This is a genomic window from Chitinophaga sp. 01L420, from assembly GCF_056399985.1.
Window position 1 is genome coordinate 441373 of sequence record NZ_JBFTSK010000002.1, and the last position, 11800, is coordinate 453172.

At 44.9% G+C, this 11800-nt stretch carries 6 protein-coding genes; all 6 read right to left on the bottom strand.

Features of this window, described 5'->3' with window-relative positions; genetic code table 11:
* Positions 1 to 6: 6 nt before the first annotated feature.
* Positions 7 to 2505, bottom strand: coding sequence for a translocation and assembly module lipoprotein TamL (tamL, locus tag AC1DP6_RS03605; protein ID WP_477053609.1), 2499 nt, complete (start codon positions 2503 to 2505; stop codon positions 7 to 9).
* Positions 2489 to 7573, bottom strand: a complete 5085-nt coding sequence (locus AC1DP6_RS03610; protein ID WP_477053610.1) for a translocation/assembly module TamB domain-containing protein — start codon at positions 7571 to 7573, stop codon at positions 2489 to 2491. The genes tamL and AC1DP6_RS03610 overlap by 17 nt, the downstream gene beginning before the upstream one ends.
* A 268-nt stretch (positions 7574 to 7841) precedes the next feature.
* A complete protein-coding gene (gene dinD, locus AC1DP6_RS03615; RefSeq protein WP_477053611.1) occupies positions 7842 to 8678 on the bottom strand; it encodes a DNA damage-inducible protein D in 837 nt (278 codons plus the stop codon).
* Between the two features lie 106 nt (positions 8679 to 8784).
* On the bottom strand, positions 8785 to 9396 hold the full coding sequence (locus AC1DP6_RS03620; protein ID WP_477053612.1) for a hypothetical protein: 612 nt from the start codon (positions 9394 to 9396) through the stop codon (positions 8785 to 8787).
* Between the two features lie 95 nt (positions 9397 to 9491).
* Positions 9492 to 10097 (bottom strand): hypothetical protein, encoded by a 606-nt coding sequence (locus AC1DP6_RS03625; RefSeq protein WP_477053613.1) that lies wholly within the window; start codon positions 10095 to 10097, stop codon positions 9492 to 9494.
* Positions 10098 to 10280: 183 nt separating this feature from the next.
* Entirely contained in the window at positions 10281 to 11756 is a 1476-nt protein-coding gene (locus AC1DP6_RS03630) for a glutamate synthase subunit beta (RefSeq protein ID WP_477053614.1), read from the bottom strand.
* Between the last annotated feature and the right edge of the window lie 44 nt (positions 11757 to 11800).

An 11800-nucleotide genomic window follows, 5' to 3' on the forward strand; every position in this document is an offset into this window, starting at 1 on the left:
AATTCTTTAGAACGGATATCCAATTGCGATATTGAGAATCAGATTCTTTTTGCGCCATTCCGGATCACCGAAATCAATTTTATTCAGTACCCAGCGCTCATTTTCCGGCAGATATGGGATACGGAAAGGCATCGCCAGATCCAGTCTTACTACCACAATAGACGCATCTATACGTAAGCCGACACCACCACCTACGGCTATTTGTTTATAGAAAGAACTAAATTCAAATTTACTGCCGGGTTTATCCGGGACGTCTTTTTGCAACCAGATATTACCGGCATCAACAAATGCAGCAAAGTTAAATACACTGGCCAGGTGTATACGTACTTCGGAGTTGAACTCCAGTTTAATATCACCAGCTTCATTGGCCAGTAGCGCCGATGTATCTACCGCTTTGTTATGATAAGATCCGGGGCCGAGTGTACGAGCCCTGAAAGCTCTGATACTGCTGCTTCCTCCTGTAAAGAATTGTTTTACAAAAGGCAGGGTGGCGGAGTTACCGTATGGTAAACCATATCCCAGTAACAGCCGGTTGATCCACTGTTTGCCTTTACCAATATTCCAGTAATGCCGGGCTTCCACTGTAAATCTTTCGTATTGTGCAAAAGAGTTACCCAATATCGTTCTCTGGCCGGTGTCGTTCTTTGGTATCAGCAGTCCTGCAATGTTACCGGATATGTCAACATTACCGCTTACATAAAAACTATGGACACGGTTAGGCTGTTGATTATTGTAAGTGATGTTATAGTTGCCACTCAGTATAAATTGTTTTTCAATGGCGTTGCGCTGGCCTGGATCATTCTTCAATATGCTGTCGTAAGCCGCCGTGGTTTTAGTTGGCAGTACATAAGTTATCGCAATTGGTGAAAATGCGTGACTCAGGAATTGCGTGCGTTGCCAGAGATATTGCAGCTGTAGCGTATATGCGTTAAGGTTATACATGTCTGCTCTGCTGTATAATTCGTATGTGGCGCTTATACGTGTTTTAGGTACATAGGGGGTCCGAATATTTAATCCACGGAATGGTGTAATGAATCTTGGAAAGGTAACGGCTACTTCTGCTCCCAACCCATATGAATTGGACCCGCCGGAACTTTTATTACCTGTTTGCCATTCCATTCCCCCGCGCAAACCAATTTCGAGCAACGCAGCAGAATGCAGCCAGTTACGGTTTTTAGCTGTCAGTTGGATTTCAGATCCAATGAATCCATTGGACTTGGAAGTGCCCCGAAGTTCTGCCTGCAGGGAACGGCGTTTATAGGGCGTCAAATAAAATTTAGCATCGAGCCATCCGCTGTCGAGAGAGATACGGTTATTCACCATAGCGCGGTAATTGTTCGCCAGCGAAGTGTCACGGGTGTAGGTCGGATCGCGTTTGAACCTTCCGCCAGACGTGTCTCGCCTGCCGGCATTTCTTGCGGAAGAATCTCTTCTGCCACCGGGTAGGTTTGGGTCACCACCAATGATATTATGAATAGAAGTATCTCTTACCGGTGAAAACTGTCCTTTTACAAATTTGAACACACCCAGATTGATCAATCGTTGTAGTGTAATATTATGAGAGCTGAGGCGATATAAACTATCAGGTCGTAAAAACACAGAACGATCAAAAGCAGAAGATTTGAAACGTTTGACAGAGTCAATGATGTAAATACCTTTATATTTTACCGGCGTGCCTAATGTGGAAGTGGAATCATTGTCCAATGAGTAATCCGGGAATAAGGAAATATCATGCATCCGGTACGGACGCAGCGCCAGCAAAGGGGTATTATCTTTTATTTTTACAAAAAGATCCACTTGTCCGCCATTGGTGCTATCTACTTGTACCAACAAATAATCCGGCGTAAAATAATAGAAACCCTGCTCTTTTAACATGGAGTGTATGCGTTCCCGTTCGGCCTTAATAGAATCGAGCGAATATGGAGCACCCACTATCAACGAACTTTCTGGCTTCGTTTCTTTTACTGTTCTTCCAATGGCACTCGTATCTGTTATATAAGTAACGCTTTTAATAGTATACCGGTGGTTGGGAGTAGCAGTATACTTAATGGACGCTTTTTTCTTGCCTGAGTTTTTAACGGCTGACACAACACCTGCCTGGAAATAGCCATTATCCACCAGGTATTCTTCCAGAATTTTGGAGGTATAGTCAGGTTTAGCCTGACTGAGTAATACAGGAGGCTCCCCCCATTTTCTACGCAATATATAATTGAGTCCTTTTCCTTTGGGTTCGTTTCCTAAATTATAAAGCCACAATTTAATAGGCATACCCAGGAATTTCCTGTTCCTGTTAGGACGGATGCGTTTATTCATCCCATCCATGAGGGAGCTGTAGTCGCGCGGCTTTTTCTTTGTAACAGTATCTGCTATCCACTTTACTTCACTGCCGGTATATAAGCGATCTCCTTCCGGCACTGTACGTGTAGAACTACAGGAGCTGAGCACCAGGTATCCCAGGCAAAACAGTATACAGAAGAAGGTGATATGACTATTTGCTTTTCGCATCGGGAGTCGTCGTATTTTTATCGTCTTTTTTATTTTTTTTCTTATCGCGGACTTTTTGTTTCTGCGATGTTGTTCTGGAACGTTGCAGAATTTCCCGGAACTCATCATAATCCATGATGAGTGCGAACGCCACACCTGTTTCCACTACTTGTCCGTCAATAACTGTATTGTTATCATTGTTTTGGTAAACCCGTATCCGATAACGTCCATCACGGGTAAGTTTGTATTCAACGGAGATATCACCTATCAGGGAGCTGGCATTTTGCTGGTTACCCTGCAGCATAATATTTGATCCGACGGAAACGGTTAAACGATCATTGAACAACTGTTTGGAAGCACCCACTTTCAGACTGGTTGTTTCCTGTGCCGTACCGGTTGAGTAATCTTCCTGGTTTTGCAGATCGAAATTGAGATCTATTCCTTTTATCAGGTTACCGGCCAGGTTATTCAATTGTTGTGAAAGGATTTTACTCACGCTGTTTTTCGCTGCCTGTCCTACGCCACCACCATTTCCACCATCCAGTGTACTCATCGGATCTTCCGGAATAAATGTATTCAGCACAAGTAAGCCCATTACCTGTTTATTCAGCTCTGATGGATTCTGATTAATTTGTTTCAGCTTGTTGTAAGGAGTACCGCTTAGTGTATTCCTGTCTTTCTCTGGTAAGTCAAGCCGGAAACTGATATCGGGTTTTAACAGGCTGCCTTTGATCATGAGATACACTTCAAATGGCATCCGCTGTTTGTACATATTACGTTGCTGGGTACTGATGTCCTGGAGCTGACCGGCTACCAGGTCATAAGCCGGTGCATTTACGGTGTATTTGGCCGTGATATCGAGGTCGGCATTGGTGGCGTCACCGTTGAACGAAATAAAACTTCCTTTCTGAATATCGAAGGACCGTTTGATGAGTTGGTTCAACGACATTTCATATTTACCTTCAGAAATTTCATAACGGCCGGTAAGACTCAGTTTGCTGCTGGGGTCCAATGTGGCGTTGATATTAGCGGTGCCTTTTGCCTGCACATAGTCACCATTCTGTGAATCAATAATAATTTTGATGATAGATTCCGGTGTAATCTCCACGTTGCCAGAGAGGAACATTCCTTTCAGGCGGGTGGTCTTATACTTTAAACTGTCTTGTTTAGCCAGCAGCGCAGAATCTATCGGGTTAGACATATCCACAAACTCAACGACTCCTTCCCTGTTGGCAAGTCCTGGTTCGTCCTGTGGTAACGTCATGGTTACACTGGATTTATCGCGAAGCTTAACGGTCGCGTCAATCCTTGGCAGATCCAAAGAGCCACGGATTCTTACTTTGCTATCTATATATGCAGGACCATAGATCCATTGATCAGGATTTTGTTGTCTGCCTAGTGCCATGAAGTTGTCGGCAGTAACATCCAGATTGAAATTATAGCGGGTAAAATCTTTTGTATTGATACGACCATCTACCACGAGTTCGTTGTTGGCACTGTCGGCAATGACGAGATTATTCAACAGGATGCCTTTCTCATCTATCACAATATCTTCATCCGGTAAGTGGAACTTACTACCAATCATTGTCACCATTCCGGTAGCATTGTCGAAATGCAGCGCACCGGTTATTTTGGGAGCGGATGCGGTACCGGAAATGTGAAACTGGCCATTGGCGCTACCGGTCATTTGGGTTACATTCCCCATAGTAAATGGCTCCAGTGAAGCCACGCTCAGCTTATTGATATTCAATTGTGCATTGATGGTGCTATCGTAGGTGCCTTCTACTTTAATATCGTTGTCGTTACCGGTTAGTCCAGCTATTAGTTTATACTGGCCAGGGCCATTGTTTTCCACATTGGCATCCAGCGTTCCCATACGTGTATTCTTCACCGTTAGACTGTCTACTTTCAGGTTAGCATGGATCAGGGGAGATTTGTTCCAGTTGCGCACAGTAGCTTCTGCATTCAGTGTGCCATTCGCGAGGAGTGTATCCGTGGCCAGTAGCCCTGTAATGGTAGAGAGCTGGAAGTTAGCAATATTGGCCTGTAATGCTGGTACCGCGCTGGTATCACTCAATGTGGCGATTTGTATGGATTGGTTGCCCTGAGACAGTTTGATATTAGCGGTATCAGGAGCTCCGTTTTTAATGCGTAAAATATTATTGTCTGCAACGGTCCATTCCTGTTTGTTAAGCAGTAGTCCTGGTTTCAGGGAAAGCTGCATGGCGTTGTCTTTCAGGAATGTGAAAATGCCACCCAATTTATATTTGGGTTGTCTTTTTACATCATCTACCTGCAGGTTAAAATCTACTACGCCGGTATTGGCTGTAGCAGTGAAAAAGGTATGATATAGTGGAAACGTAGGATGCGCCATACGTGCCAGTGATATGTTTGTTTGCAGAGAAGTATCCAAAATGTTGGCATACACTTGCAGGCTATCTACCTGTAAAGAATCATAGTTGATCTTTGGGAGATTGGCGTGCAGCACCAACAGACTGCTGTCGCTGTTTAAGCGACCATCCATTACCAGCGGTACTTCCATGCGTAGTGCCGGCAACATGGCCTGTAAGCTTTTAGGCCATACCAGGGAGGCGTTCCATGACAGCAACTGTCCTCCGGGAACTTTAATGATGTTAGTAGAATCAGGAGGGAGTAATGGCTTGTTGATAACGCCGGCAAAAGCGCCGCCTACTTTTCTGTAATCGATATGTCCGTAAGCATTGATCAGGCCAAACGGGCTTTTTAAAGTAATGTATTGCTGATCATCGTATTTCGCGAGCAGTGCAATGCTATCCAGCGGGAATACCTGTCCGTTGGTAGCAATTTGCCAGTTGGTTAAAAAGGCGTTTCCTTCGATGCGCTGTGGTTCAATGCTGTTGAAATCAGCAATCAGCTTGCCTTGTATGGTGAGTGGTTCTGTGTACCAGTGCGTGGCATAGAGGTCTGCTTTGGTCAGATCCATGTTCACTTTTAGTCCCTGCACCGTGGTGTCTACCAGGCGGCCGCTGATGTCGAAAGTAGCGGTAATACTGCTGTCGGCACTTTCTCCCTGTGCTTCAAAGTCGCCGTTATTAATACCGGCATTTACGCTTACATCGTGATACGTGTAGGCGTTATAGGTAGCTTCGTTTAATTGAATAGCTGCTTTGGCCGCCATTTGTTTAATCGTATAGCCCTGGCCGGTAGCGCTCAATTTCCCGGACATCCATCCATAAGTAGTATCATACAACATGATGCCGGGGTTGGCGCGGAAATAAGGGATACTCACTGTATAGCTGCTGCGGATGCTGTCTGTTATATTTACCAGGTGTGCATTGATGTTGGCGTTGGCGTAATCACTTTTCAACTGCAGCTGTGTAACCAGGTCTTTCATCCCTCCTTTGAACATACCGGTAATGAGCATATGCTCTGGTATGCGTGGAGTATCGGGCAGGGTTCCGGCTGGTAGCCAGGAGCGCAGCGGCTTGTTACCAGACTGGATATAGAGGTTCGGTAGATTAGCGCTGAGGAGGTCCGGGTTGGTGGCGTGTAACACCTGACTATTGTCGGCTTTAACCAGGTTCCCTTCATGGTCATTGATATAAAGCTGTTTGATGTTCAATTCACCCAGCGTTCCTTTTAATATAGCCGCCAGCGTTAGTTCTTTTTTCCAGAGAGGAGCAAACGATTTGTTTTTGCGTGCATCCGGTACAAACGGCAGCCATTCTCCCAGTGCTATGTGCACAGAGTCGAGGTTAGCGTCCAGGCCCAGCTGATCCAGTTTATCGGAGATGCCCGCCCAGGAAGGTACTGTTACGAGAATCTGTTTGCGGAGAATACTTTTATTTGTTTGCAGCAGGAAGTTGCGTAATGCCAGGGTATGTGGCGTGAACAACACATCCATGTTGGCTTTGCGGATGGCAAAACCGGATTTTTCCTGTGCTGTGAGTGATTTTATGGCAACAATGATGCTGTCGGGTTTATACCGGATATTATTGATTTTGCTGGAGAAGCGGGTCAGCATCAGGTGATTATAATCCGGATCAGGGCCCGCGGCTTTAGGAGCGGGTCCGCCGTTATCATATTTAAGGGCCAGTTTATCGAGGTTCACCTGTGTGGCGAAAACCTGCCAGGTATTTGGTGTAGTGTCTTTAGGTGCGGAAGGGATGGAGTCTTTGCCGGGTACCATCATTACAAATCCGGTGGTGCTGCTGATGGTCAGATCGCCGACTTGTATACGGGTGGAGTCCTGATCCATACTGCTGTTGCGAAGTAGCAATGCACCAATGTTCCAGGCAGTGGAAATGCCGCTGCCATCATCGGAATACACGAAACTACTATTGTTGATCTGTAGCTTTTTCAGCAGCAGGTGCAGCGAGGAGCTGTTGGTATCTGCCGGCGGCGGCGGTGGTGCGGCAGACGTTACTGCCGGGGCTATATAACTCTGATGGAAGAAGCCTTTCAGGCCATCCAGGGTAATGCCTCTGAAGGCATAGATCCCATCGTCAATCAGTAAATCATCCGGATCTACGTGCAGGCTATCCCAGGTTAATATGGCATTCATACCACCGGGCGCATCTGCATAACTAAGTTTCACTTTGCGGAGCGAAATATCTTTTAACCGGAACTGCATGGTGGTACCTGTTTCCGGAGCAATAGTATCGGGGGCAGTTTTGGGACTAACGAATGCATCTACCGCAAACTGGTAATTAAAAGCGGAGTCGCCCTGATGCCGGTACACATTTATCAGTACAGTATCCCATTCCAGTTTATCTATTCTCAGTTCATTATTGATAAGTGATAGCAGGTTATAATGCATTTTCAGTGAACCGGTATAAAAAAGGGCCTGATTGGAAGTATCGCCTACATATACATTTCGGAGTTCCAGGTACTGCCATCCCCTTGCGCGGAGATAGCCGATCTGCACTCTGGTATGTAGTTTCTTGCGCAGGTATATTTCTCCCTGTTCTCTTAAATAATTCTGGACGCCGTTGAGTTGTAATAATAAAACAGCCATTACGGGCAAAAGGAGCACCGCAACAATTATCCATATAAGCCATCGCCACCAGGGGCGGCCGTGTTTTTCTCCGGTTTCTGCTGGTTCTGTCACTATGATGTATTACAATAGTCAATTATTGAATATAAACGCAAAAGCACGTTTATGGTTTACTTTACCGGCAGGATAGTTTAAACCGGGGCGCTTGCCTTCGGGGAACAACAAAATCCATACCTGAGCGGTACCGGGAGTAAATAGTTATTGCAAGAATACATCAAATACGGTAACGGACATACTATTTTTTGGCAGAAGGCTGACAATGAGGTGAGTAGGAAAATGCACAAATTGGCGAAAAGTGATGGATCGGACGGGTGGTTGTTGGTTATTCTTCTTTTCGGGTACCTTCGTTTGGGACCCGTTTATTTTCCTTTTCAATTTTTCTCTTTTCTTTTTTTGCATCCTCTGCCTGGGGAAGAGTTTCTGGTTTTATACCTCTTTCTAACAACATTTTTCTGACGGCAGAATTGTTGTCCACGTGTTCCTTTGTGATGTTATGTTCCCCTTTTAGGTTTTTAGTAAGAACATTGTGGGTAGTAAGCTCAATAGCTAAAGTTTTGGCTATGATTGTCAGCGTTGGCAGAAAATCAGCTAGTGGTCTGTTATTGGGAACCATCAATATCTTCTTCATCTCCTGGGTGGTAAACCCGCCAAACAGGACTTGGTCACCTTTAGATCTGATAATAGCATACATTTCATCTTTTATTTTGAGGTCAGTGCCAAACATGGTTTTCTCTGCCTCGGTTCTGTTCTCTGGCATTTTGCTGTCAAAGGCGTTCCCCAATATCTCTTCAATGATTTTCAATTCTCTGGCTTGAATCGCAAAGTATGTTTGTGCGAATGCCCAAGAGTCATTTTGTGTTTCATCATTTTGAAAGATGAGGCAGCAGGCATAGTTGCTGAGAGCAATATCATGTAATTCTGTTTCACAATTTCTTCCAAGGCCGATCATTTTGCCGACATCAGCAAAATGATCGGAAACTGTGATACGACTCTTTTGACAAGCATTTTTAGCGTTTTCAATAATCTTGAGAAAAATCGTCCATTCTGAATATCCAAGAATTTCCTGTAGCTCCCTGGCACTCCAGCATTCAACTCCTTTGTTGTCATAACGGGCCCGCTCAAACTGAGCAAATAGCGCTTCAATCAATTCTTTTTTCATGAAAAGAAATGTTTAAATCATTTCACAATATTGTGAAGTGCTAAAGTAAAAGTCGGAACGTGAAGGTTTGTTAATGGGATGTAAATGAAAAGATCAAATTTACTCACTACAACACCGGCTTATTCCTTTGATTGAACCGATATATATAATATTCAAGCTGATCTTTCTTTTCCTTATCTGTCCTGAATTCATCGAGCAGGGCACTGTCCTGTGGAAGGATATATTTTTTGAGATTGTAGGCAGATAATTCCAGTATTTGACCAGTAACAACGTTCAGTACTTTTTTTAGCGCCACAGGTGTACTGACGCTGTTGGTCGTCATATCCGCCTGATTGAGATAGTTGCGGGAAGGTTGAATACCATGTAAGGTATAAATGCAGTAATAGCCGGTTTCTTCTATTTTGTTGAGGCCATTGTCTTTGATGTAGATATTGGTGCCATCGCAGAAGCCCCAGTAATTTTTCACTTTATGTTCCTGGCCAGCGCCATCCCGGAATACTAATTCGTTTCTGTTTGCCAGCAGATAGATCTGGGCGGCCGAGCTGCGGTTTTTAATCACCAGGTCGCCTTCTTCAGAGGGATTGTTAGCCTGAAATTCTTCGAATGATTTATATAAGCCCTTTTTCAGCTGCCGCGCATCGGTGATCAGCACCGTTTGTTGTCCTGCGGCAGACAGGGACAAGAGTAAAAGAATCCAAAAACACCCCAATTGTTTCATAATTAACAAATGTATAGGGTTTCGGAGGCGACGGTAGGTAGAAATAGCTGAATGGGGGCATTGTTTCTACTGATGTTGGATTTACGTCTGTAAAATCAGGAGCCTTTAACAATTAGTTTGATCTCTTTCCACTGGAACAGGAGCTCCTTTGAGAGTGTTTCATAAATTTCCTGGTTGGACATGTCTACCCATATTTCAATGCCAGCTGTCCAGAAGGGAGTCGTTAGCTCGTTGTCGCCGAACAGTGCGAGGAAGGTGGTTTGGTGGGTAGAGGTTTTGATCTTTGTACGCATTTCCCAGGGAATAGGCTTAAAGGGTTTAATTTTTACGCCTCTCTTTCCAATAGTCGTATCCTCCACAGATTCTGGGGTAAATAGTAGTACAATATCGTGTGGATGTCTGGCAGCTGCGGCTGTTACTGCCTCCGTTGACGCCTGTTGTTCGGTACCCAGGTATTCGAAGTCTGTAGAGATGTTATATTTTTTAAATCGTTTGTTAAGTTCGTATTGCAGGTCCTGCACTATTTTCCTGGTAGACATGTTGCCAAAGCAAATAAACAACAATTGTTTTCCCGGATGAGGTGCTGTTGATTGATGTGTTACCTCCATCTGGTAGGTATTCATTTTAGATTGCGCGGTACTTTTTAATATTGAACTACAGGAGATAACAGTCGCCACCAGGGCAATAAATAAAAGCTTCATTGTACAGGAATATGGTGGAAAAATAGCGAAAATGAGGGAGGGTACAATAATAAGTGGCTAACAGTTTTTAGCTAGTAAACTTTTTAAAAAAATATAGGCCGGGTAAAAACCCGGCCCGGCTGAAGGTTACAACAAAATCTAAACCTGCTTATGAGAAAAACTTTAATTAATACAATTGTTTAATTATAATGCCATTGCCTGTAATGAATGGTCCTTACTTTCCAGTTGGGAGCTGCCCATCAGGAATTCGTCCACTTTTCTCGCACACTCGCGACCTTCGCTTATTGCCCATACCACCAGTGATTGTCCGCGGCGCATATCGCCGGCAGTGAACACTTTAGGGATGGATGTCAGGTAATCTTTTTCGGTAGCTTTTACATTACCGCGTTCATCTTTTTCTACTTCCAGCTGATCCAGTAAGCCAGTGTGCTGCGGATGTACGAAGCCCATAGCCAGTAAGGCGAGTTCGCAGGGTACATCTCTTTCAGATCCCGGTACTTCGGTGAATTTCGCTGGTCTGCCATCTGTGCTGGCAGTCCATTGCAGGTCTACCAGGCGGAGCGCCTTCAGGTTACCGTTATCATCTCCTATAAAGGATTTGGTAGCGATGGCCCATTTACGGTCTGCTCCTTCTTCGTGAGAAGAAGATGTTTTTAATACCATTGGGTAAGTAGGCCATGGCATATATGCCGTACGTTCGCCCGGAGGTTTCGGTAGTAATTCCAGTTGTGTAATGCTGGTTGCACCATGACGGTTGCTGGTGCCCACACAGTCGGAGCCGGTATCACCACCACCAATAACAATTACATTTTTTCCGGTTGCCCAGATATCGCTGCCTTCAACGGCTCTCTCTCCTACTCTTTTGTTCTGTTGTTTCAGGAAGTCCATTGCATAATGTACTCCTTTCAGCTCACGACCAGCAATTGGCAGGTCGCGTGGAATAGTAGAACCACCGGCGAGTACAATTGCATTGTATTCTCTCAGCAGATCATTGGTACTAACGTTAACGCCTACGTTGGCATTGCATTGGAACACTACTCCTTCTTCCTCCATCAGTTTCACACGACGGTCGATTACCCATTTTTCCAGTTTGAAGTCTGGAATACCATAGCGTAAAAGTCCGCCTGGAGCGTCATCACGTTCAAATACGGTAACAGTATGGCCGGCATAGTTTAATTGTGCTGCTGCTGCTAAACCTGCAGGACCGGAGCCAATAACCGCTATTTTTTTGCCGGTACGCATACGGGGCGCTTTGGCCTGTACCAATCCTTTATCGAAAGCAACTTCAATAATATGTTTTTCTATCTCCTCAATAGCCACCGGGGGCTGGTTTATACCCAGTACGCAAGCGCTTTCGCAGGGTGCCGGACAAATACGTCCGGTGAACTCCGGGAAGTTATTGGTAGAAGTAAGAATATCGTACGCATCTTTCCAATCCTGGCGATATACGGCATCGTTAAATTCCGGTATCACGTTACCCAGCGGGCATCCGCTGTGGCAAAAAGGCACACCGCAGTTCATGCAGCGGGCAGCTTGCTGATTTAATTTGTTATCAGGAAAGCGCTCTACAAATTCATTATAGTGGCCAACCCTTTCCCGGGGGTCTGCTTTCCCGGGCAGCTCGCGTGTAAATTCCAGGAATCCTGTAGGTTTACCCATAATTTTCCTCCACAAGTCCCTTACCTGCAAGGGATATTTTGATG